This window comes from Duganella sp. BJB1802 (assembly GCF_013369445.1).
Classification (GTDB): Bacteria; Pseudomonadota; Gammaproteobacteria; order Burkholderiales; family Burkholderiaceae_D; genus Rugamonas; species Rugamonas vulcania_A.
Genome location: NZ_JABWEF010000004.1, coordinates 256,830 through 276,518 on the forward strand (window position 1 = coordinate 256,830; position 19,689 = coordinate 276,518).

The 19,689-nt window shown below is 64.5% G+C and carries 22 protein-coding genes and 1 tRNA gene; 13 read left to right on the top strand and 10 right to left on the bottom strand.

Annotated features, from left to right (window positions below; translation table 11 throughout):
• Nucleotides 1-6 precede the first annotated feature (6 nt).
• From HUX88_RS08865 to HUX88_RS08875, 3 genes are all read left to right on the top strand, one after another.
• Nucleotides 7-354: an MmcQ/YjbR family DNA-binding protein gene (locus HUX88_RS08865; protein WP_117012425.1), complete on the top strand. Its 348-nt coding sequence runs from the start codon at nucleotides 7-9 to the stop codon at nucleotides 352-354.
• A 6-nt stretch (nucleotides 355-360) separates the two neighbouring features.
• Nucleotides 361-1,617 carry a phenylacetate--CoA ligase family protein gene (locus HUX88_RS08870; RefSeq protein ID WP_176361528.1) on the top strand — a complete coding sequence of 419 codons (1,257 nt, stop codon included), beginning with the start codon at nucleotides 361-363 and terminating at the stop codon, nucleotides 1,615-1,617.
• Between the two features lie 93 nt (nucleotides 1,618-1,710).
• Nucleotides 1,711-2,280, top strand: a complete 570-nt coding sequence (locus HUX88_RS08875) for a hypoxanthine-guanine phosphoribosyltransferase (RefSeq protein WP_117012423.1) — start codon at nucleotides 1,711-1,713, stop codon at nucleotides 2,278-2,280.
• Nucleotides 2,281-2,283: 3 nt separating this feature from the next.
• On the opposite strand, the gene HUX88_RS08880 is transcribed toward HUX88_RS08875, so the two are convergent.
• A complete protein-coding gene (locus tag HUX88_RS08880; RefSeq protein ID WP_176361529.1) occupies nucleotides 2,284-3,471 on the bottom strand; it encodes a tetratricopeptide repeat protein in 1,188 nt (395 codons plus the stop codon).
• Between the two features lie 84 nt (nucleotides 3,472-3,555).
• Here HUX88_RS08880 and HUX88_RS08885 point away from each other — a divergent pair, with 84 nt between their 5' ends.
• From HUX88_RS08885 to HUX88_RS08895, 3 genes are all read left to right on the top strand, one after another.
• Entirely contained in the window at nucleotides 3,556-3,990 is a 435-nt protein-coding gene (locus HUX88_RS08885; RefSeq protein ID WP_217916263.1) for a hypothetical protein, read from the top strand.
• A complete protein-coding gene (locus HUX88_RS08890) occupies nucleotides 3,987-5,123 on the top strand; it encodes a helix-turn-helix transcriptional regulator (protein WP_176361531.1) in 1,137 nt (378 codons plus the stop codon). The genes HUX88_RS08885 and HUX88_RS08890 overlap by 4 nt, the downstream gene beginning before the upstream one ends.
• A 78-nt stretch (nucleotides 5,124-5,201) precedes the next feature.
• Complete coding sequence (locus tag HUX88_RS08895; protein ID WP_176361532.1) at nucleotides 5,202-6,674, top strand: amidohydrolase family protein; 1,473 nt, start codon at nucleotides 5,202-5,204, stop codon at nucleotides 6,672-6,674.
• On the opposite strand, the gene HUX88_RS08900 is transcribed toward HUX88_RS08895, so the two are convergent.
• From HUX88_RS08900 to HUX88_RS08910, 3 genes are all read right to left on the bottom strand, one after another.
• Complete coding sequence (locus HUX88_RS08900) at nucleotides 6,675-7,628, bottom strand: nitronate monooxygenase family protein (protein ID WP_117012416.1); 954 nt, start codon at nucleotides 7,626-7,628, stop codon at nucleotides 6,675-6,677.
• A gap of 99 nt (nucleotides 7,629-7,727) precedes the next feature.
• Complete coding sequence (locus HUX88_RS08905; RefSeq protein WP_176361533.1) at nucleotides 7,728-8,636, bottom strand: MBL fold metallo-hydrolase; 909 nt, start codon at nucleotides 8,634-8,636, stop codon at nucleotides 7,728-7,730.
• Complete coding sequence (locus HUX88_RS08910; protein ID WP_117012414.1) at nucleotides 8,633-8,863, bottom strand: DUF1289 domain-containing protein; 231 nt, start codon at nucleotides 8,861-8,863, stop codon at nucleotides 8,633-8,635. Before HUX88_RS08910 ends, HUX88_RS08905 begins: the two co-directional genes overlap by 4 nt.
• 86 nt (nucleotides 8,864-8,949) lie before the next feature.
• Between HUX88_RS08910 and HUX88_RS08915 the strand changes: the two genes are divergently transcribed.
• The 4 genes from HUX88_RS08915 to HUX88_RS08930 all read left to right on the top strand — a co-directional run bounded on the left by HUX88_RS08915 (nucleotide 8,950) and on the right by HUX88_RS08930 (nucleotide 11,530).
• A complete protein-coding gene (locus HUX88_RS08915; protein WP_117012413.1) occupies nucleotides 8,950-9,363 on the top strand; it encodes a CopG family transcriptional regulator in 414 nt (137 codons plus the stop codon).
• Between the two features lie 33 nt (nucleotides 9,364-9,396).
• Nucleotides 9,397-10,581, top strand: coding sequence for a PHB depolymerase family esterase (locus HUX88_RS08920; protein ID WP_176361623.1), 1,185 nt, complete (start codon nucleotides 9,397-9,399; stop codon nucleotides 10,579-10,581).
• An 87-nt stretch (nucleotides 10,582-10,668) separates the two neighbouring features.
• Nucleotides 10,669-11,226, top strand: a complete 558-nt coding sequence (locus HUX88_RS08925; protein ID WP_176361534.1) for a TetR/AcrR family transcriptional regulator — start codon at nucleotides 10,669-10,671, stop codon at nucleotides 11,224-11,226.
• Between the two features lie 16 nt (nucleotides 11,227-11,242).
• Nucleotides 11,243-11,530 carry a YciI family protein gene (locus tag HUX88_RS08930; RefSeq protein ID WP_117012410.1) on the top strand — a complete coding sequence of 96 codons (288 nt, stop codon included), beginning with the start codon at nucleotides 11,243-11,245 and terminating at the stop codon, nucleotides 11,528-11,530.
• 3 nt (nucleotides 11,531-11,533) lie between these two features.
• Here HUX88_RS08930 and HUX88_RS08935 read toward each other — a convergent pair whose 3' ends face one another.
• The 5 genes from HUX88_RS08935 to HUX88_RS08955 are packed head-to-tail and all read right to left on the bottom strand — an operon-like array spanning nucleotide 11,534 to nucleotide 16,807.
• Complete coding sequence (locus HUX88_RS08935) at nucleotides 11,534-12,667, bottom strand: two-component system response regulator (RefSeq protein WP_161085121.1); 1,134 nt, start codon at nucleotides 12,665-12,667, stop codon at nucleotides 11,534-11,536.
• Between the two features lie 13 nt (nucleotides 12,668-12,680).
• Nucleotides 12,681-15,728, bottom strand: a complete 3,048-nt coding sequence (locus HUX88_RS08940) for a response regulator (protein ID WP_176361535.1) — start codon at nucleotides 15,726-15,728, stop codon at nucleotides 12,681-12,683.
• Nucleotides 15,729-15,744: 16 nt separating this feature from the next.
• Complete coding sequence (locus tag HUX88_RS08945; protein ID WP_176361536.1) at nucleotides 15,745-15,939, bottom strand: cysteine-rich CWC family protein; 195 nt, start codon at nucleotides 15,937-15,939, stop codon at nucleotides 15,745-15,747.
• Nucleotides 15,940-15,946: 7 nt separating this feature from the next.
• Nucleotides 15,947-16,195 (bottom strand): zf-HC2 domain-containing protein, encoded by a 249-nt coding sequence (locus HUX88_RS08950; protein WP_117012407.1) that lies wholly within the window; start codon nucleotides 16,193-16,195, stop codon nucleotides 15,947-15,949.
• 36 nt (nucleotides 16,196-16,231) lie between these two features.
• Entirely contained in the window at nucleotides 16,232-16,807 is a 576-nt protein-coding gene (locus tag HUX88_RS08955) for a sigma-70 family RNA polymerase sigma factor (RefSeq protein WP_117012406.1), read from the bottom strand.
• A gap of 145 nt (nucleotides 16,808-16,952) precedes the next feature.
• On the opposite strand from HUX88_RS08955, the gene argB reads away from it, so the two are divergent.
• Nucleotides 16,953-17,846 carry an acetylglutamate kinase gene (argB, locus tag HUX88_RS08960; RefSeq protein ID WP_117012405.1) on the top strand — a complete coding sequence of 298 codons (894 nt, stop codon included), beginning with the start codon at nucleotides 16,953-16,955 and terminating at the stop codon, nucleotides 17,844-17,846.
• A 45-nt stretch (nucleotides 17,847-17,891) separates the two neighbouring features.
• Nucleotides 17,892-17,966, top strand: a tRNA-Thr gene (locus HUX88_RS08965).
• 22 nt (nucleotides 17,967-17,988) lie between these two features.
• Here HUX88_RS08965 and HUX88_RS08970 read toward each other — a convergent pair.
• Complete coding sequence (locus HUX88_RS08970) at nucleotides 17,989-18,846, bottom strand: TraB/GumN family protein (RefSeq protein WP_229219253.1); 858 nt, start codon at nucleotides 18,844-18,846, stop codon at nucleotides 17,989-17,991.
• 88 nt (nucleotides 18,847-18,934) lie between these two features.
• On the opposite strand from HUX88_RS08970, the gene HUX88_RS08975 reads away from it, so the two are divergent.
• Complete coding sequence (locus HUX88_RS08975; RefSeq protein ID WP_229213090.1) at nucleotides 18,935-19,663, top strand: HAD-IA family hydrolase; 729 nt, start codon at nucleotides 18,935-18,937, stop codon at nucleotides 19,661-19,663.
• The last annotated feature ends 26 nt before the right edge of the window (nucleotides 19,664-19,689 follow it).

Below are 19,689 nucleotides of genomic sequence, written 5' to 3' on the forward strand. Positions count from 1 at the left end.
GGGGACATGAACATCAAGCAGGCCAAGGCCCTGTGCCGCACCTTCCCCGGCGCGACAGAGGACACCAAGTGGGGCGCGGACCTCGTGTTCTCCGTCGGGACGAAAATGTTCGCCGTCACCGAACTGGATGACAAGGCCAAGGCCATCAGCTTCAAGGTGGAGGACGACCGCTTCCTGGAACTGACCGACCGCCCCGGCATCATCCCCGCACCCTACCTGGCGCGCGCGAAGTGGGTGCGCGTCGAAGATTTGAAAACCCTCAGCGACGCCGAAGCCAAAGAGCTGCTGACGCGTTCCTATGAACTGGTGTTCGGCAAACTGACCAAGAAGCTGCAACGCGAGATACAAGGATAAACAACCATGGCCGATACACTCGACAGTCTGGAAGCGCGTTCGCCCGAACAACGCGAGCGCGAGCTGATGTCACGCCTGCCGCAACTCGTCGCGCGTGCCAAGGCGGCCGCCGGCTGGTCGCGCATCCTGCACGATGTGAACGCCGCCGACATCAACAGCCGCGCCGCGCTGGCCACGCTGCCGGTGACGCGCAAGTCCGACCTGCACGGATTGCAGAAACAACAGGCGCCGTTCGGCGGCCTCAATACCACGCCGGTGGGCCAGCTGTCGCGGGTGTTCATGTCGCCCGGCCCGATCTTCGATCCCGAGGGACGCGGCCAGGACTGGTGGCGTTTCGCCAGGCCGATGTACGCGGCCGGCGTGCGCGCCGGCGGCCTGCTGCAGAACTGCTTCTCGTATCACTTCACGCCGGCGGCGTTCATGGTCGAAGGCGGCGCCGCGCGCATCGGCTGCGCCGTGATACCGGCCGGCGCCGGCCAGACCGAATTGCAAGTGCAGGCCATCAGCCACCTGCGGCCCGATACCTACATCGGCACGCCGTCCTTCCTGAAGATCATCATCGAGAAGGCACAGGAGCTGGGCGCGGACATCAGCAGCATCAGGCAGGCCTTGATGTCCGCCGAGGCGCTGCCCGAATCGCTGCGCAACTGGTTCGTCGAGCATGGCGTGCCGCACGTGCTGCAATGCTACGCGTCGGCCGATATCGGCAGCATCGCGTATGAAACCCAGAGCGGCGGCACGCGCGATCCCGGCATGGTGCTGGACGAGGACCTGATACTGGAAATCGTCCGCCCCGGCACCGGCGACCCCGTGCCGGACGGTGAAATCGGCGAGGTGGTGGTCACCCTCTTCAATTCCGACTATCCGCTGATACGCTTCGCCACCGGCGACCTGTCCGCGATCCTGACCGACGTGCCACCGTCGCCCTGCGGCCGCACCAACACCCGCATCAAGGGCTGGATGGGCCGCGCCGACCAGACCACCAAGGTGCGCGCCATGTTCGTGCATCCGTCGCAGGTGCACGACGTCACCCGCCGCCATCCCGAGATCGTCAAGGCGCGGCTGGTGGTGTCGGGCCAGATGGCGCACGACGTGATGACGCTGCATTGCGAGGTGGCCGATCCGTCCAGCGCCAGCAGCGCGGTCGCCATCACCGAATCGATACGCGACCTGACCAAATTGCGGGGCGAGGTGCGGTTCGCCGCCATCGGCAGCCTGCCCAACGACGGCAAGGTGATCGACGACATCCGCGATTACAAGTAACCGGTTGTGGCGGAAAACCAACGGCATGCGGTGCAGCGGGATATGGCGGATAATAGCGAACTTACCACCCGTTTTTAGAAGCCGAAGAAGACCATGCAAGACTTCCACCACAACCGCGCCCGCGCCCTGCTGGAAAACGCGGAAGAGCTGTTCACCAAGGCAGACGTCGACCACGCCGTCACCGCGATGGCCGAGACCCTCAATACCCGTTTCAACCAGCCGGACAGCGACGCTTTCCCGCTGGTGCTGGGCGTGATGGGCGGCGCGGTGGTCTTCACCGGCAACCTGCTGCCGCAGCTGACCTTCCCGCTCGAATTCGACTACATCCACGTCAGCCGCTACGGCGACGACGACCAGGGCGGACAAGTGGTGTGGAAAGTGGTGCCGCGTTCGAACGTGGCCGGCCGCGTGGTCATCGTGCTCGACGACATCCTGGACGAAGGCGAAACGCTGGCCCACGTCAAACAGCGCCTGCTGGACATGGGCGCGGCCGAAGTGGTGCTGGCCGTCTTCGCCGACAAGGCGATCGGCAAGGCCAAGCCGGTCAAGGCGGACATCGTCGGTATCACCATCCCCAACCGCTTCGTGGTGGGCTTCGGCATGGACGCCTACGGCTACTGGCGCAACCTGCCAGGCCTGTGGGCCATCCAGACCGAGAACTAAGCCTTACGGCCGCAGGCCGTATGCGTCGACGAATTTGCGGATGCCATCCGGGTGTTCGCGCTTCCACGCCTCGAACTCGGGGCGCCAGGACTCCTTGTACTGCAACAGCATCAGCGCGGTCTCCAGCTGGCCGGCCTTGGCCAGCATGTGCATGGTCTTCAAGTTGGGATCGGTGACTTCGCCGTTGCCGTTGGCGGCTAGTTCGTCCGCCACCTTCATCGCACCCTCCCACGACGCCAGCTCGATGGCGAACGGCCTGTCGGCCACCTTGTCTGCGCGGTTCCTGCCGCGCAGGCCCGACTCGGTGGCGGCGAGCATCAGCCATACCCCGCTGTCGGAACTCTTTTGCTCCGGCCCCCTGAGCGCCGGGTCCAGATTGATGGTGAACTTGCCGGTCGCCGGGTCCATGACGGCGCTGGCCTTGCGCTTCATCTGCAGGGCCGTCAGCGGATAGCCTTGTGCGCTGCGCAGGGAGGCCAGCTTGTCCCAGGTGGGGCGCTGGCTGGGCTGCGCGGCGATACCGCTCAACAGCGCGGCTTCGGCGGCGGTGCGCTTGCCCTGCTTGGCCAGCGCATCGGACAGGAAGCGCCACGCCTGGCCGTTCAACGGCTCCAGCTCGGCCGCCTTGCGGAACCAGGCCTCCGCTTCCGGCATATTCTCCTGCACGTAGTAGGTATCGCCGATGAAGACCAGCACCGAGGAATACCGCGGGTCCATCTTCGCGGCCTGCTCGTATTTGACGCGCGCCTCATCGAGCTTGCGCCCGTGGTACAGCACTTCGCCTTCCTGCACCACTTTCAGCACATCCATCGACGGCTCATGCAGGGGCGCGCTCTTTCCATCCTCCAGGCGGCGCAGCACTTCCTGCGCCAACGGGTCGGAGGAATCCAGCTTGAGCGCCTGACGCACGGCGCCCTCCGACTGCTGCCGCAGCTTGGCGGCGTTGGCGCCATCGGCGTTCAGCGACGCCACCATCAACACATGTGCGATATGCGACAGCGGCATCGATGCCGCCGGATCGGCCTTGGCCGCCGCCGAAAACTTGTTCAGCGCCTCCTGGAACTTGCCCTGCGCGGTCAGCACCTCCCCCTCCTGCACCAGCGGCTGGGCCGCCTCGTTGGGCAGCACGGTGGCATAAGCATGGGCGCCGGCCAGCGCCAGCACCATCGTCAAAACACGGATTTTTTTCATCGAACGAAGTTCACCAATTGATAAGATTAGAATTAGTATAATTGCTTTCATCCTCGTAGGGCTCTGTCAGGGAAGTGGCCAGCAATGAGAAAAACCTGTTTGGTGGTGCTGCTGATGGGCGTCGAGGTCTGCGGTTGCCTGCGGGCGGAGCCTGTTCAATCGAATGAACTGACCATCCCCAACTTCGACCCGGACAGTCCCGCGTGTGTCATAAAATTCGAAGGCGCGTCGCCGGAGTCCCTGCGCCTGAACTTCAGCTGCCTGCCAAAATCGGCGCCGACCGGATTTGAAAATCCGGCTCCGGAGGTAAAAGTTCAGTCCATTCGTGCGAAGAACGCCAAGGGACACATGTCGCTAATCGACGCTGTGCAGTCCCCCCTCGCCGACCGCACGCGGGAATTAAACTTTTGCCTGTATGGCAAACAGAATAATTTCTGCGGCAACGCCAAGGTTGATGGCACCTCGACGATCAAGGCTTGGATTCAACGAATAGAGCTACAGGATGGCGGTTCACAATGAGCACATCAACGGATACCGCCACCTTCAGCGGTCTGATACTTTCGTGGCTGTTCCTGCTGGCGATAGGCCAGGCCTTCCTGATGGCGGCGTCGCTGCTCAGCGTGCGCCAGCCGGAGATGCGTACCGCTAACCGGCTGCTGTCCGCGCTGCTGCTGGTGTTCGCGGCCATCATCGGCCATAACTGGCTGGGCCTCAATCACCTGTATCAGCAGTATCCGCACAGCGCGCTGGCCATCGTCACGCTCGGCCTGGCCGTCGGGCCGCTTCAATATCTCTACCTGCACGCGATGCTGTCGGACCAGCCGCTGGGCCGCCGCGCGCTGCTGCACTTTGCGCCCTTCGCCGCCGCCACGCTGGCGATGACGCCGTTCTACCTGCGCTCGGCCGAGGAGAAGCTGGCGTGGATGCACCACTGGGACGGCTGGCCGTGGTACATGACCGTGGCGGGACTGGTCAAGCTGGCGATCCTGCTGGCCTACATCCGCGCCACCTTCCTGCTGGTGCGCCGCGTGCCGGACGAATCGGACCTGGTGCGCGACCTGCGGCGCCTGATGCGCGCATGGCTGGTCAGCGCTGTGCTGAGCGTCGTCGCGCTGGCGATGGCGATGCTGGACGTGGAAACGCCGCTGTCCGCCGATGCGATGGACGGCATCTCGCTGATGGTGTTCGTGTTCGCGACCGCCATCACGGCGATGCGGCTGCCGCTAGGTTATCGTCCGCGCGCGCTGCCGCCGCCCGCCCCCGCCAAACAGCGCTACGCCAGCAAGCAGTTGTCCACAGGCGACCGCGATGCCTTTCTCGCCCGCCTGACCGACTGCATGGCGCAGGACCAGCCCTACCGCAACGGCGAGTTGAAGCTGGAAGACCTGGCCGCGCAGGTGGCGATGACGCCGCACGAACTGTCCCAGCTGATCAACGAAAACTGCGGCGGCAATTTCGCCGATTTCCTGAACCGCCACCGCGTGGACGCGCTGAAACTGGCCCTGCACGACCCCGAACAGGCCAACGCCAGCATCCTCGACCTGTCGATACTGGCCGGATTTAACAGCAAAAGCGCGATGAACCGCGCATTTAAAAAACAGACCGGCATGACGCCGGGCGAGTTCCGCGACCAGGCCAAAACGCCTGCGTAGCAGGTGCCAGATCATCATTTGGGACGCAAAACGCCGGTTGCGGCGGCACACTGGACTCCTCACAACACGGAGCCACGCATGAAAACCACCCGCATTCTCGCCAGCCTTTCCCTGCTCCTCTGCGCCCAGGCCTGCGCGGCCGGGCAGAAGACCTGGATCACCAACGTCAAGCTGGTGTCGCCGGAAAAGCTGGACCGCATTGAAACCGGCAGTGTCCTGATCGAAGACGAGCGCATTGTCCGCGTCGAGCGCGGCGCCGGCAAAAAGGCGCCGGCCGGCGCCCGCCGCATCGACGGCAAGGGCCAGTACCTCACGCCTGGCCTCATCGACTCGCACGTCCACCTGTACTCCGTCCCCGGCATGAGCTTCGAACAAGCCGACCAGAAAAAGACCATGGCCGCCGAGTACTTCGCGCAGATGCCGCGCTCCTTCCTCTACTACGGCTACACCACGGTGATCGACCTGGCCGCCGGCAGCCGCGAGTTCATCGACCGCGTGAAGGCCACGCCGCTGCACCCGGACGTCTACGACTGCGGCGCGCCGCTGGTGTTCGCCAACGGCTATCCCTCGTCCTACGCGCCGCCGGAGACGCGCTTCGAGATGTTCTCCAACTTTATCTACGACCCGGCGCAGGCAGACAAGATCCCGGCCAAATTCAAGCCGGAGGACTACACCCCGGCCAAGGGCGTGGCGCGGGTCAAGGCCGACGGCGCCATCTGCGTCAAGACCCACTTCGAACACGGCTTCGGCACCATGCACAACCTGCCGGTGATGAGCCCCGCCGTGTACGCGGACGTGCGCTCGGCCGCCAGCAAGGACGGCCTGGTGCTGGTCACCCACGGCAACTCGTTCGAGGCGCAGACCTTCGCCGTCAACGGCGGCGTCGACGTGCTGGCGCACGGCATGTGGCACTGGGGAGAACTGGACAAGCAGAAGGAGCTGCCGGCCGAAATCAAGCGGCTGCTGGACACGATCGCCGAGCGCAAGATCGGCTACCAGGCGACGATGCAGGTGCTGCATGGTCTGAACGCCTACTTCGAACCGGCCTATCTGAACAATCCGGCGCTGGCCAAGCTGCTGCCGCCGGCGATGCTGGCCTGGCTCAAGACGCCCGAAGGCCAGTGGTTCCGGCAGGAGATCGCGGAAGATGAAACCGACGCTGCGGTTTTAAAAGGCATGGAGGCGCCGCTGCGCCGCCAGCGGCAAGTGGTGGCCTACCTGGCCGGCAAGGACGCCAACTTCGTGTTCGGCACCGACACGCCATCCTCGCCGACCTACGGCAACATCCCCGGCCTGAACGGCTACCTGGAGATGCAGGACCTGCACAACGCCGGCCTGTCGCTGGCGCAGCTGTTCAAGGCGGCGACCATCAACAACGCCCGCACCTTCAGGATCGACGCGCAGGTCGGCACCATCGAAGCGGGCAAGGTCGCCAACCTGGTGCTGATGAAGATGTCGCCGCTGGACGATATCCGCGCCTACGACAGCATCGATACCGTCTGGGTGCGCGGCAAACAGGCTGCGCGCGGCAGCCTGGAGGTCAAGCAGTAATCACAGCGCCAGGCGTGCGCGGGCCGCGTCGTACTCGCGCTTCAGGCGCGCCACCATCTCGGCGGTGGTCGGCACGTCGTCCATCAGGCCCACGCCCTGGCCTGCGCCCCAGATGTCGCGCCAGGCCTTGGCGCTGCTGGAGCCGAAGTTCATCGAGCTCTTGTCGGCCTGCGGCAGCGCGTCCGGATCCAGGCCGGCGGCGACGATGGATTTCTTCAGGTAGTTGCCATGCACGCCGGTGAACAGGTTCGAGTACACGATGTCCGCCGCCGACGATTCCACGATCGCCTCGCGATAACCATCGCTGACGTTCGATTCCTGCGTCGCCAGCCAGCGCGAGCCGATGTACGCGAAGTCCGCGCCCATGGCCTGCGCCGCCAGGATCGCGTCGCCGGTCGCGATGGAGCCGGACAGCGCGATCGGACCCTTGAAGAATTTGCGCACCTCGCCCACCAGCGCGAACGGCGACAGCGTGCCGGCATGGCCGCCGGCGCCGCTGGCCACCAGGATCAGGCCATCGACGCCCGCCTCCAGCGCCTTCTCGGCGTGGCGGATCGAGATCACGTCGTGCATGACGATGCCGCCGTAGCTGTGGATCGCGTCCAGCATCTCCTTCGGCGGCGCGCGCAGCGACGAGATGATGATCGGGATCTGGTGCTTGACGCAGACTTCCACGTCATGCGCCAGGCGGTCGTTCGACTGGTGCACGATCTGGTTGACGGCGATCGGGCCGACGCGCTTGTCCGGATTGGCGGCCTGGAAGTCGGCCAGCTCTTTTTGCAAATCGGTCAGCCACACGTCCAGCATTTCCGCGGGACGCGCGTTCAGCGCCGGGAAGGAGCCGACGATGCCGGCCTTGCACTGCGCCGCGACCAGGGCCGGGCCGCTGGCGATGAACATCGGGGATGCAATGACGGGAAGGGTAAGGTTTTGCAAGACTGCTGGCAGGGCCATGGCGCACTCGCTGTCGGTAAGTTGAGGAAAATCGATTATAGATCGAAAATAGTACGACCGTGCCGAAACTAGGCGACTTCCTCTACACTTGCCTGGCGTCTACACATTAAGTAAGTGCTCACCCTCGACACGGGCCGCGCCGGCGCGTACCAGCTGGCCGGCCGCCCAAGTGGCGACCTCTTCCGGCGTCCGCTTCAGGAAGTTGCTGTTGGCCTTGGCGAACACCGGCATCGCCAGCAGCAGCTGCGGCACCTCCACCAGCGGAATGCTCTGGCGCTCCAGCAGCAGGAATTTCAGCAGCACCTTCAGCGCGTTCTGCGCGTTGCGCAGCGGGTCGGCCTCCAGGTAGTCCACCCGCGAACGGGCCCGCGCCAGCGCGCCGGCCACGTCGTTGAACGGCTTGCCGTGGCCGGGGATCACCAGCCGCACGTCCAGCCCTTCGATCAGGTCCAGCGTGGCGCGTTCCTCGGCAAAGCCGGACTGGCCGTCCAGCTCCGGGAAGATGATGCCGAAGCCGTTTTCCCACAGCGCGTCCGCCGAGATCAGCACCCGCTCCTGCGGGCAGTAGAAGATCAGCGAATGCGGATCGTGGCCGGGTGCACCCAGCGCCTGCCATTCCATGTCCGCCAGCCGCAGCACGTCGCCCGGGGCGACGGTGGCGTCGAAGGTGAATCGCTCGCAGCGCTGGCCGGTGGCCTTGAAGCTGAGCGCCTCCACGTCCCAGTGCCGCACCTTGTCCGCCTCGGCCACCGGAATCGAGGTGCGGCTGCCGAAGTGCGCCTGCAAGCTGGCATTGCCGCCGCAATGGTCGGAATGCAGATGGGTGTTGATGATCTGGTCCAGGTGCCGTCCGCGCAGCGCGTGGCGCACCAACTCCAGCGTTTGCGGCGCGTGGGTCATGTAGCCGGTGTCGATGATGGCCGTATCGTCGCGGCCCAGCAGCATGACGTTGTTGGACGACAGCCAACCCCGCTCAAAAACCTGAATCGAATCGGGAAGGGCGTTCATTCGTCCTCGAAGTTGATCAATTGTTCACGGCGGCGGATTTCCGCCCACACGCCGCGCTTGTAGTCGTCGTCGGCCGTGGACCAGGCGACGATTTCCGGGATGGTACGCATGCAGCCCATGCAATAGAGGCGGTCGGCGTCCATTTTGCACAGGCTTACGCAGGGCGACGGCACCGGCACGGCCAGTTCCGGCGCGCCGGGAGGGATCAGGTTGGCAGGTTCACTCATGCCGCCATTATGACGCGAACACGCTTGACTTGGTGATTTTCAGGTCTATACTACCATCCATGTAGATGGTAACCGGATGGAGACTCATGGCAAAGCAAGAATTAAAACTGAAGACCGCCGAATCGGAAAAGATCACGATCAATCTCGGTCCCATCGACCTGGGGCAGATCGATCTGCTGGTGCAGGAGGGGTTTTACTCGAACCGCACCGATTTGATACGCACGGCGATCCGCAATCAGTTGAACCAGCACGCCGACGTCGTCAAACAGACGGTGGCGCGCAAAAGCCTGGTACTCGGGATGCAGCACTATTCGCGCGCCGACCTGGAAGCCATCCAGGCGGCCGGCGAACGGCTGCAGATCCAGGTACTGGGGTTGGCCAGCATCGCCAGCGACGTTTCGGTCGAACTGGCGCTGGCGACGATCGACTCTATCTTCGTATTGGGATCGCTGCATGCCAGCGCCGTGCTCAAAACCGCGCTGGCCCAACGCATCCATTAAAGGATCATCATGAAACTACCGTTGTTTTCACATATGCGCGAGGCCGCGCAAAAGCTGATGAACCGAAGCGCGTCGGCCGCCATTCAACAGGCGCTGGACAGCCTGCGCGGACATCCGTCCCTGCGGCCGGCCGCACCGGCGCAACCGCCGATGCGCGACATTAATCCGCCGCCGTCCGGGCCAGCGGCGGAAGCCGCGCCCGAAGCCGCCGCGCGGACGGCGTCCGCGCCGGCCACGCCGAATCCGGCCACGCATCCCGCCGAATACGCGCAGGACATGCTGAACCGCATGGGCATCCAGATCGACCTGCAAGCCAACATCGACCGCGCCATGGACGCCGGCGCCTTCATGCATCCGGCGCCGGAAGTGGCGCTGCCGGAAGGCGCGCGGTTCATCAAGGGCAGCTACACCAACCACGCCGGCACCCGCAACTACAAGCTGTACATCCCGGCCAGCTATCACGGCCAGGCCATGCCGCTGCTGGTGATGCTGCACGGCTGCACCCAGAACCCGGACGATTTCGCCGTCGGCACGCAAATGAATGCGCTGGCCGAGGAAAAGGAATGCTTCGTGGTCTACCCGGAGCAGACGCCCAACGCCAACCAGCAGCGCTGCTGGAACTGGTTCAACGCCATCGACCAGCAGCACGGCCAGGGCGAACCATCCATCATCGCCGGCATCGCGCGGCAGATCATCGACGAATACCCGGTCAACGAGCGCCAGGTGTACGTGGCCGGCCTGTCGGCGGGCGGTGCGATGGCGGTGATCGTCGGCACGCTGTATCCGGAATTGTTCGCGGCGGTGGGGGTGCATTCGGGGCTGCCGTTCGCCTCGGCGCAGGACCTGCCGTCGGCGCTGTCGGCCATGAAGCGCGGCGTCAACTCGCCGCACAAGGCCGGCAACGGCGCGCAACCCATCATCGTCTTCCACGGCGACAGCGACACCACCGTCCATCCGCGCAACGGCGAACAGGTGATCGAACAGCGCCTGAACGGTCACCGGGGCAAACCGTCGGTGCAGTCGGGCAGTGTGCCGAACGGCCACCGCTACACGCAAACCACGCACACCAAGGCGGACGGTACGCCGCTGGGCGAACATTGGGTGGTGCACGGCGCCGGCCACGCCTGGTTCGGCGGTAACGCCAGCGGCACCTACACCGACGCCAAAGGCCCGGACGCCAGCCGCGAGATGCTGCGCTTCTTCCGCACCGTCAGCTAAGCTTTTTTACAACATCCATCTTGCGCACATTAGGACAACCGTCCTAAAATCTCCCTGCAACTTAACCAACGGGAGACGTGGGCAGGAATGGGGACGCGCGAACAAATCGTGGAGGCCGCGAACCGGCTGTTCTACCAACAGGGGTATGAACGGACGTCGTTCGCCTCCATCGCCGAAACCGTGGGTATCTCCCGCGGCAATTTCTACTATCACTTCAAGACCAAGGACGAGATCCTGGAAGCGGTCCTCCAGGCACGCCTGGCGGATACCCGCGCCATGCTGGCCCGCTGGACCGAAGGCGCGGCCACGCCGCTGGAGCGCGTGTTCCGCTTCGTCGAGATCGTGGTGGCCAACCGCGCGGACATCGAGCATTACGGCTGCCCGGTCGGCACCATGACCAGCGAGCTCGCGAAGCTGGACCATCCTTCGCGGGCGCAGGCCGTGGATATCTTCCGCGTCTTCCGCGATTGGCTGCGGGAGCAGTTCACGGAACTCGGCCACGCGACCAACGCGGACGATCTCGCGCTGCAGGTACTGGCGTTCAGCCAGGGCGTCGCGACCTTGTCGAACGCTTTCGGCGAGCGCGGTTACGTGAAGCGCGAAGTGGAACGACTGAAGACCCGGCTCATGTCACTCGACACCTAACCAAAAGGAGAAACCTATGTACATCGTCCTGCTTCGCTTCTCTGCCAACAAAAGCCAGGCGCCAGCGCACATGGCGGGCCATCGCGAATGGCTGCAAAAAGGGATAGCCGACGGCGTCTTCCTGCTGGCCGGCAGCATCCGGCCCGGATTGGGCGGCGCCATCCTGGCCGCCGGGCCGTCGCCCGAGGCGCTGCAAGCGCGCATCGACCAGGACCCGTTCGTGGTCCACGACATCGTCAAGGCCGAGATCATCGACGTCGACCCTAACCACACCGCCGAGGGCCTGGCCCTGCTGGCCGCTTGACGGTCAACCGGTAAAGCGCTCGATCTTCTCGCGGTTCTTTTCCATGTCGTGGTCGGAGTCCGCGTAGCGCTTGGCGATATCGATGAAGTCCTGCTGCAGCTCCATGAAGGCGTCGACCATGTCGGGATCGAAGTGCTTGCCGCGTCCCTCGGCGATGATGGCCACCGCCGCCTCGTGCGACATGCCGGCCTTGTAGACGCGGCGGCTGATCAGCGCGTCGTACACGTCGGCCACCGCCATCAAGCGCGCGGAGATCGGGATGTCGTCGCCGCTCAGGCCCTCGGGATAGCCGCTGCCGTCCCATTTCTCCTGGTGGCCGTAGGCGATCTCCTTGGCGAACTTGAGGAAGTCCACCTCCAGCCCCAGCTCGCGCTCGGCCTGGCGGATCGCGTCGCGGCCCAGCGTGGTGTGGGTTTTCATGATCTCGAACTCGTTGCCCTCGAAGCGGCCGGGCTTGAGCAGGATGCGGTCCGGGATGCCGACCTTGCCGATGTCGTGCAGCGGCGCGGACTTGAACAACAGCTCGATGTTCTTATCGGTCAGGAAGGCACTGAAGCGCGGATTGGTGCGCAGCTTTTCCGCCAGCGTCTTCACGTAATGCGCGGTGCGGCGGATATGGTTGCCGGTTTCGCTGTCGCGCGTTTCGGCCAGCGAGGCCATGGTGTGGATGGTCACGTCCTGCAGCGCGACGATTTCGCGCGTGCGCTTTTCGATTTCGGTTTCGAGGAAGTTGTTCTGGTCGCGCAGGAAGTCGTGCACCCGCTTCATCGACAACTGGGTCTTGATGCGCGCCTGCACGATGGGCGCGGAGATCGGCTTGGTGATGTAGTCCGCCGCGCCCAGGCTCAGGCCGAGCTGCTCGTCCACCGTCTCGCTCATGGCGGTGACGAAGATGATCGGAATGTCGCGCGTGGCGGGATTGGCCTTGAGCGCCTTGCACACGTCGTAGCCACTCATCCCCGGCATCATCACGTCCAGCAGGATCAGGTCCGGCTTGGATTCGCCGTTGGCGATCTTCAGGGCGCGCTCGCCGTTGACGGCGATCTTGGTGCGGTAGTCGTCTTCCAGCACGGCGCACAGCAGATCGATATTGTCCGGGATGTCGTCGACCACGAGGATCGTTGGTTTAGCGTTCATCGGCGTTCTCTCTTCACAAAGCGATACCCAGTGCATCGGCGGCGGCCTTCAGTTCATCCAGCGCGCCTTCAAAATCGTACTGACCCAGCATGCGCCGCAGCTGGCGCGCATGCTCGGCCTGGCCGGCCGCGGCCAGCGCGCCGCACAGGCGGTCCAGCAGCTTGACGGCGGCGCCGTCGTCCTGTGCCAGCAGGCGCGCCATCTCGTGCGCCACCGCCGCCAGTTCGTCCTTGTCCACCGCCTGCGGCGCCGGCGTTGCCTCCACTACGGCCGGCTTGTCGTCCATCGCCATCGCGATGCGCGCCACCAGGTCGTTCAATTCGTTCGCCATGTCGGCGATGGCTTCGTCGCGGCCCTTGGTCGCGCCCATCGCCAGCATCTGCTCTACCTTGCCGGCCGCATCGGCCATGCCGCCCGCGCCGATATTGCCGGCCAGGCCCTTCACAGTATGCGCCTCGCGCGTGGCGCCGGCCAGGTCGTTGTTTTCGATGGCGGTGGCGATACGCTGCATGGCGTCGAACTGGGTTTCGACAAAGCGCGACAGCAGTTTGCGCATCAGCTTAACATTACCGCCCACACGCTGTAGCGCGGCTTCCATGCGCAGGCCGGCGACCACCGGCAGCACCTCGTCGCGGCCCGCGCCGGCCGGCGTTTCGGCCGCCGTTTCAAGCGCCAGCGGATTCTTCACCGTGACCCAGCGCGCCAGCGTCGTGAACAGCTGCGCCACGTCGATAGGCTTGGCGATAAAGTCGTTCATGCCGGCGGCCAGGCACTTCTCCTTGTCGCCGACCATGGCGTTGGCTGTCATGGCGATCACCGGCAGGCCGGCGTTGCGTGCATCCTCGCGCAGCTTGCGGGTGGCGTCGTAGCCGTCCATCACCGGCATCTGGCAGTCCATCAGCACGCCGTCGTAGTCCGCCACGGCGATCTTCGCCAGCGCCATCGCGCCGTTGACGGCGATGTCGACCCGGATGCCGGCGTCGCTGAGGATCTGCTGCGCCACTTCCTGATTGACCTCGTTGTCCTCCACCAGCAGCAGGTAGGCGCCGCGCATGGCCTCCTCGGCCGCCATGTAGTCGGCGCGGCGGCGCGTGCTGCGGCAGCGGCTCAAGTCCTTGCCGAACACGGTGGATATCGAATCGAGCAGCGTCGAGGAGCTGACCGGCTTGTTCAGCATGGCGTCGATGGCGATGCCGCGCGCCTCTTCCATCAGCACGTCGCGGTTGTAGGCGGTGACCATGATGAAGGCCGGCGATTCCGCGCCCGCCTCCTCCGCCTGGGCGCGCAGCGCCTGCAGCGTCTCCAGGCCGTTCATGCCGGGCATCTGCCAGTCCAGCAGCACCACATTGAAGGGCCGTCCCTCGCTGCGCGCCTGCGCGGCCAGGTCGAGGGCGCGCGGGCCGCCGTCGGCGCAGGCGGCGGCGAACTGCATCGACGACAGCATGCCCATGAAGATTTCCCGGGCGCTGGCATTGTCGTCCACCACCAGCACGCGCAGGCCGGAGATGTCCGGCAGCGGCAGCGGCGCCTCGACGGCGGCCACGCCGAATACCGCCGTGAAGTAAAAGGTGCTGCCGACGCCGGGCCGGCTTTCCAGGCCGATCTCGCCGTCCATCAGCTCCACCAAGCGCTTGCTGATGGTCAGGCCCAGGCCCGTGCCGCCGTGGTGGCGGGTGGTGGAGGTGTCGGCCTGCGAGAAGGCCTGGAACAGGCGCGCCTGCTGCTCCGGCGTCAGGCCCGGGCCGGTGTCGCGCACGTCCACCCGCAGGCGCACGCGCTGGTCCGGCAGGCGCTCCTGCACGTGGATGGTCACCACGATCTCGCCCTGCTGCGTGAACTTGATGGCGTTGTTGGTCAGGTTGATCATCACCTGGCCGAAGCGCAGCGGATCGCCCACCAGCGCCTGCGGCACGTCCGGCCCGACATCGAACAGCAGCTCCAGGCCCTTGTCCTGCGCCCGCATCACGGACAGGTCGGCGATGTTCGCCATCACGTCCTCGACGTAGAAATCGACCTGCTCGAAGGCCAGCTTGCCGGCCTCGATCTTCGAGAAGTCCAGGATGTCGTTGATGATGCCCAGCAGGTTCTTGGCCGCGCCCTCCACCTTCTCCAGGTAGTTGCGCTGCTTGGGTGTGAGGTCGGTCTGCAGCGCCAGGTGCGTCATGCCGATGATGCCGTTCATCGGCGTGCGGATCTCGTGCGACATATTGGCCAGGAAGTCGGACTTCATCTTGGTCGCATCCTCGGCCACCATCACCGCGTGGCGCAGCTGCTGTTCGGCGGCCAGGCTGGCCGTCATCAGCTTGAGCGCGTGCAGCAATTCGCCCGTCTCGTCCTGCGAGGTCACCTCGATCACCGAACTGAGGTCGCCCTGCCCGACCCGCTTGGCGATCTCGATCGCCGCCTCCAGCGGCCGCGTGATCGAGCGCACCGAAATGCCGAAGACTATCCCCACCAGCACCGCCGCGCCGCCCATCAGCGAAATCAGCACCAGCGAAAAATTGATGTCGGCGCGCGCTCGATCGGCGCTGGCCATCACCTGGCTTTGCTGCAGCTGGTCCAGCAGCTTGATCTGCTCCAGCAGATGGTCCAGCGCCGGCAGCGCCGCCGCGTTCATCCTTTCCTCGGCCTGGTCGCGGTCCTCGGCCTCCACCATGTCCGCCACGGCGATGAAGCTGTCGTAGTAGGCGGCGCGCGCCTGCTTGACCTTCTCGATCTGCGCCCGCGCTTCCGGCGCGGTGTCCAGTTTGGCCAGCAGCTCCAGCTGGGCGTCGATTTCGAGCTTGATGCGGTCGATGCGGCTGTAGCTGTCGATGCGGTGCTTCTGGTCCTTCTGGATGATCAGCGTGACGATGCGGGTGGCCGCCTCGCGCGACTGCGTGTCGATGGCGTTGATGGCGGCGCTGGCGGCCCAGTCCTGGTGCAGGATATGGTCGCTCTCGGCGCGGATGGCGTAGATGCGGCTCACGCCGACCAGGATCACGCCGATCATCAACAGGATCAGGATGATGTAGCCGCTGCTGATGCGCGCGCGGATACCCATGTCGCTAAAACGGCGCATGCGTGCTTCCTTCAGGCTAGCCGGCCGGCTTGGGATGGTCGGCGATGTGCTTTTTCAGACAATCCGGACACCAGCAGCTGGCCCCCGGCGCGGACGGCACCGGCAGCGAGGCCGGAAGATACGTGCACCAGCAGGGCTGCGCCGGCGCCGAGGGATCGGCATCGGCCATGGCGCAGCTGAATTGGGCGCCGCAGCGCGAGCAGGTGCTCATGGCGCGCCTATGGGTGGTGGTGTTCGGGGTCGTCGTCCAGCGGCGCGCCGTCTTCCGGCAGGTCGAGCGGGAAGCGCCGCATGGCCGTGCGCAGCAGCGACATCTGGCCGTTGAACCGGGTGCAGGCGTCGCACACCATCAAGTGCAGCCGCATGCGGGTGCGCTCGACGAAGGACAAATCGCGGTCCATCCCTTCCGACACCAGCCGGTGCACTTCGCGGCAGGTCGGCTTCAAGCCGGTTTTATGTGGTTCCATGGTCGCAGACAGTAGGTGAAGCAGTAAGTGGCGCCGTCACGTGGCCTGGCGGTTGCCAAACCAGTTCAAGTCCAGGCACTCGCGCAAACGCATGCGCGCACGATACAGGAGCACCCAGGCATTAGACGTTGTAATCGCCAGTTCCTTACAAATTTCGTCGGTTTCCAGCTCCAGCCACTCGCGCATCATGAAAATGCGGGCGGTCTTGGCGGGCAGCTTTTCCAGGCAAATCTCCAGCACCTTGAAGAAATCCTTCTGCTCCAGCGTCGCATCCGGGTCGCCCCAGGCCATCGGCTGTTCGACGGTGTGGCCGTCCGGCTTGAACAGCGCGTCGATGGCGTCGTCCTCGGACTGGTCCTCGGCGGTGTCGATCTGGCGCTCGCGCGAGCTGGCGCGCAGGCAGTCGATGATCTTGAACTTCAGGATGCCGGTCACATAGGTGCGCAGCGAGGACTGGCCGTTGAAGCGGTCGGGCTTTTCCAGCACGGCGATCAGCGCGTCCTGGACCGCGTCCTCGGCCAGGGCCTGGTTCCGAATTTGCAACTGTGCAAATCGGACAAGCAGGGGGCGCATGACTTCCAGCTGGCGGTGAAGGGTATCGGTAGGGCTCATATGACGGCCAGCGTATCGGATGATCCGGGAAAATACAACCGGATAGCCCTATAATGCATGGTTGATTGCAGCTTGAGGCTGTAAAATTGCACAGAATTTTCTAACCGGACTCGCCATGACCCAACTGACTAACCTTAACTTAGGCATGAATGACGACTTGACCGCGGTGGCGCCGCAGATCAAGGCGCAGATCCTGGCTGAGGCCCTGCCCTACATCCGCAACTTCCACGGCAAGACCATCGTCATCAAATACGGTGGCAATGCGATGACCGACGAGCGCCTGAAACACGGCTTCGCCCGCGATGTCATTTTGCTCAAACTGGTGGGCATGAACCCGGTCGTGGTGCACGGCGGCGGTCCGCAGATCGACAACGCACTGAAAAAAATCGGCAAGCAGGGCACCTTCGTGCAGGGCATGCGTATCACCGACGAAGAGACCATGGAAGTGGTGGAGTGGGTGCTGGGCGGCGAAGTCCAGCAGGACATCGTGATGCTGATTAATCACTACGGCGGCCAGGCCGTGGGCCTGACCGGCAAGGACGGCGGCCTGATTCGCGCCAAGAAGATGGCCATGCCGGACAAGGACAATCCGGGCCAGTTCCTCGACATCGGCTTCGTCGGCGAGATCGACGCGATCAACCCGGCGGTGGTCAAGGCGCTGCAGGACGACGCCTTCATCCCCATCATTTCGCCGATCGGCTTCGGCCAGGACGGCCAGGCGTACAACATCAACGCCGACGTCGTCGCCGGCAAGATCGCCGAGATCCTGAAGGCTGAAAAGCTGATCATGATGACCAATATCGCCGGCGTGCAGGACAAGCAGGGCAACCTGGTGACCGATTTGTCGGCGCGCGAGATCGACGAGATGTTCGCCGACGGGACGATTTCGGGCGGCATGCTGCCTAAAATTTCATCAGCTTTGGATGCCGCCAAGTCCGGCGTCAACACGGTTCACATCATCGACGGGCGAATTGAACACAGTTTATTGCTCGAGGTGTTGACCGAACAGGCTTTTGGCACTATGATCCGGTCTCACTGAAAAAACGGCGGTCTCGCCGAATCGGTGAAACCGCCACATTTGTATGCCCTTGTAGCTCAGTGGTAGAGCACTCCCTTGGTAAGGGAGAGGCCACGTGTTCAATCCACGTCAAGGGCACCATTTCTGCAGTACCCTCCCCCGCTCAGTAAATCCGTTCCACCGACAGCCCGCGTTTGCGCAGCAGTTCCGGTACGCTTCCCTTGCCGATCAAATGCAGCACGCCGATCGCCGCCACGCAATTGTTCTCGCGCGCCATCAGCTTGACCATGCCGTCAGCCAGCGTGGGATTGCGGCTGTCCAGCAGCACCTTCTGCACGAAGCGGCCGGAGTAGGTGTCGTCCATCTCCGCCTTGAGGGCCAGCGCGTCCAGCGCCACCACGTCGGCCTTGCGCCAGGCGTCGGCGATCTCGCGCGCCTGGTTGGCTTGTTCCTTGTCCTCGATGCCGGCGATGGCCTCCTGCAGGAAGACCAGCTGCTCCTCGGCGCTCATCTGGTCGAACAGCGCCATCTGGCTCTCGGCCGACTCCAGCTCGACCACCTTCTGGCCGCGCTGGTGCGCCTGCTTCGACAAATGGCTGTCCACCGCCAGCGCCGCCTCGTAGCCTTGGGCCGAGAACTCGCTCACCGTCAGCAGGCTGGCCAGCAACCAGGGCTTCATCGCCGCCACCGTCTCCGGCTCGATGTTGTACTGCTTGAGCAGGCGGTCCAGCCGCAGGCGCCAGTCGGCCGACAGCTCCGGTCCGGCCGGGCCGCCCTTGGCCAGCATGCCGTGGCGCTGCACCGCGCGCATCAGGTTCTGCTGGTCGCCCAGCGGATCGATCTCCAGCGCCAGCACCGGCGCCTTCTTCAGCGCCGCCGTAATGCGCGGCTCCAGCGGATAGAAATCGGGCGCGCCGACGTGGATGGTGCCGAACAGGTACAGCGTATGGCCGCCCTGCTGCACCTTGAACAGGGCGCCGTGGTTGGGCGCCTGGGCTTTGTCCGCGGCCCATGCCGGCATCGACACAAAACAGAACAAAGTCCAGAACATCACTATAATCTGGCGCTGTATGGCTTCCCGCATGGCTTCCTTGAATGACTGACTTGAAGTGAACATTATTACCCGCAAATCCCCGGTGTGGCTATTCGATCTGGATAACACGCTGCACAACGCCTCGCACGCGATCTTCCCGGCGCTCATGGCCAACATGAACGTCTACATCGCCAATGTGCTGGGCGACGGCGTCACGCCGGCCGGCGCGGACGCCGTCAACGCCGCACGCACGCTGTACTGGCGGCGCTACGGCGCCACCATGCTGGGACTGGTGAAGCACCACGGCGTGCAGCCCGCGCATTTTCTCGACGTGACCCACCGCTTCGAACGGCTCACCGACATGATCCGCGCCGAACGCGGCCTGCGCCAGCTGCTGCGCCGCCTGCCCGGCCGCAAAATCCTGCTGACCAACGCGCCGCACCGCTACTCGACGCAGGTGCTGCGCCACCTGGGATTGCAGCGCCACTTCAACCACCACATCTCGGTCGAGTCGATGACGGTGCACCGGCAGATGCGGCCCAAGCCATCCAAGCTGCTGCTGCGCAAACTGATGCGCCGCCACGGACTCGCGCCCGGCCGCTGCGTGCTGGTCGAAGACACGCTGGCCAACCTGCGCAGCGCGCACGCCCTGGGCATACGTACCGCATGGGTCACGCAATACCTGAAGGTGGGCGACGCGGTCGGCCTGGCGCATCCGCAAAAAAGGTTAATTCGCCCCGCTTATGTCGATGTCAAAGTAAAATCTGTCAGGAATTTGCCGGCGCGGCTGCACCATCTGCGCTGAAGCCAGGTCAAAAAGACATACCCATT

Coding starts and splice junctions, on each gene's coding strand:
- HUX88_RS08915 (WP_117012413.1), top strand. CDS start 8,950: ATGGCAAAGCAAGAATTAAAACTGAAGACCGCCGAATCGGAAAAGATC.
- HUX88_RS08880 (WP_176361529.1), bottom strand. CDS start 3,471: ATGAAAAAAATCCGTGTTTTGACGATGGTGCTGGCGCTGGCCGGCGCC.
- HUX88_RS08890 (WP_176361531.1), top strand. CDS start 3,987: ATGAGCACATCAACGGATACCGCCACCTTCAGCGGTCTGATACTTTCG.
- HUX88_RS08940 (WP_176361535.1), bottom strand. CDS start 15,728: ATGCGCCGTTTTAGCGACATGGGTATCCGCGCGCGCATCAGCAGCGGC.
- HUX88_RS08935 (WP_161085121.1), bottom strand. CDS start 12,667: ATGAACGCTAAACCAACGATCCTCGTGGTCGACGACATCCCGGACAAT.
- HUX88_RS08885 (WP_217916263.1), top strand. CDS start 3,556: ATGAGAAAAACCTGTTTGGTGGTGCTGCTGATGGGCGTCGAGGTCTGC.
- HUX88_RS08925 (WP_176361534.1), top strand. CDS start 10,669: ATGGGGACGCGCGAACAAATCGTGGAGGCCGCGAACCGGCTGTTCTAC.
- HUX88_RS08870 (WP_176361528.1), top strand. CDS start 361: ATGGCCGATACACTCGACAGTCTGGAAGCGCGTTCGCCCGAACAACGC.
- HUX88_RS08945 (WP_176361536.1), bottom strand. CDS start 15,939: ATGAGCACCTGCTCGCGCTGCGGCGCCCAATTCAGCTGCGCCATGGCC.
- HUX88_RS08910 (WP_117012414.1), bottom strand. CDS start 8,863: ATGAGTGAACCTGCCAACCTGATCCCTCCCGGCGCGCCGGAACTGGCC.
- HUX88_RS08920 (WP_176361623.1), top strand. CDS start 9,397: ATGCGCGAGGCCGCGCAAAAGCTGATGAACCGAAGCGCGTCGGCCGCC.
- HUX88_RS08875 (WP_117012423.1), top strand. CDS start 1,711: ATGCAAGACTTCCACCACAACCGCGCCCGCGCCCTGCTGGAAAACGCG.
- HUX88_RS08895 (WP_176361532.1), top strand. CDS start 5,202: ATGAAAACCACCCGCATTCTCGCCAGCCTTTCCCTGCTCCTCTGCGCC.
- HUX88_RS08950 (WP_117012407.1), bottom strand. CDS start 16,195: ATGGAACCACATAAAACCGGCTTGAAGCCGACCTGCCGCGAAGTGCAC.
- HUX88_RS08905 (WP_176361533.1), bottom strand. CDS start 8,636: ATGAACGCCCTTCCCGATTCGATTCAGGTTTTTGAGCGGGGTTGGCTG.
- argB (WP_117012405.1), top strand. CDS start 16,953: ATGAATGACGACTTGACCGCGGTGGCGCCGCAGATCAAGGCGCAGATC.
- HUX88_RS08930 (WP_117012410.1), top strand. CDS start 11,243: ATGTACATCGTCCTGCTTCGCTTCTCTGCCAACAAAAGCCAGGCGCCA.
- HUX88_RS08900 (WP_117012416.1), bottom strand. CDS start 7,628: ATGGCCCTGCCAGCAGTCTTGCAAAACCTTACCCTTCCCGTCATTGCA.
- HUX88_RS08955 (WP_117012406.1), bottom strand. CDS start 16,807: ATGAGCCCTACCGATACCCTTCACCGCCAGCTGGAAGTCATGCGCCCC.
- HUX88_RS08865 (WP_117012425.1), top strand. CDS start 7: ATGAACATCAAGCAGGCCAAGGCCCTGTGCCGCACCTTCCCCGGCGCG.
- HUX88_RS08970 (WP_229219253.1), bottom strand. CDS start 18,846: ATGCCGGCATGGGCCGCGGACAAAGCCCAGGCGCCCAACCACGGCGCC.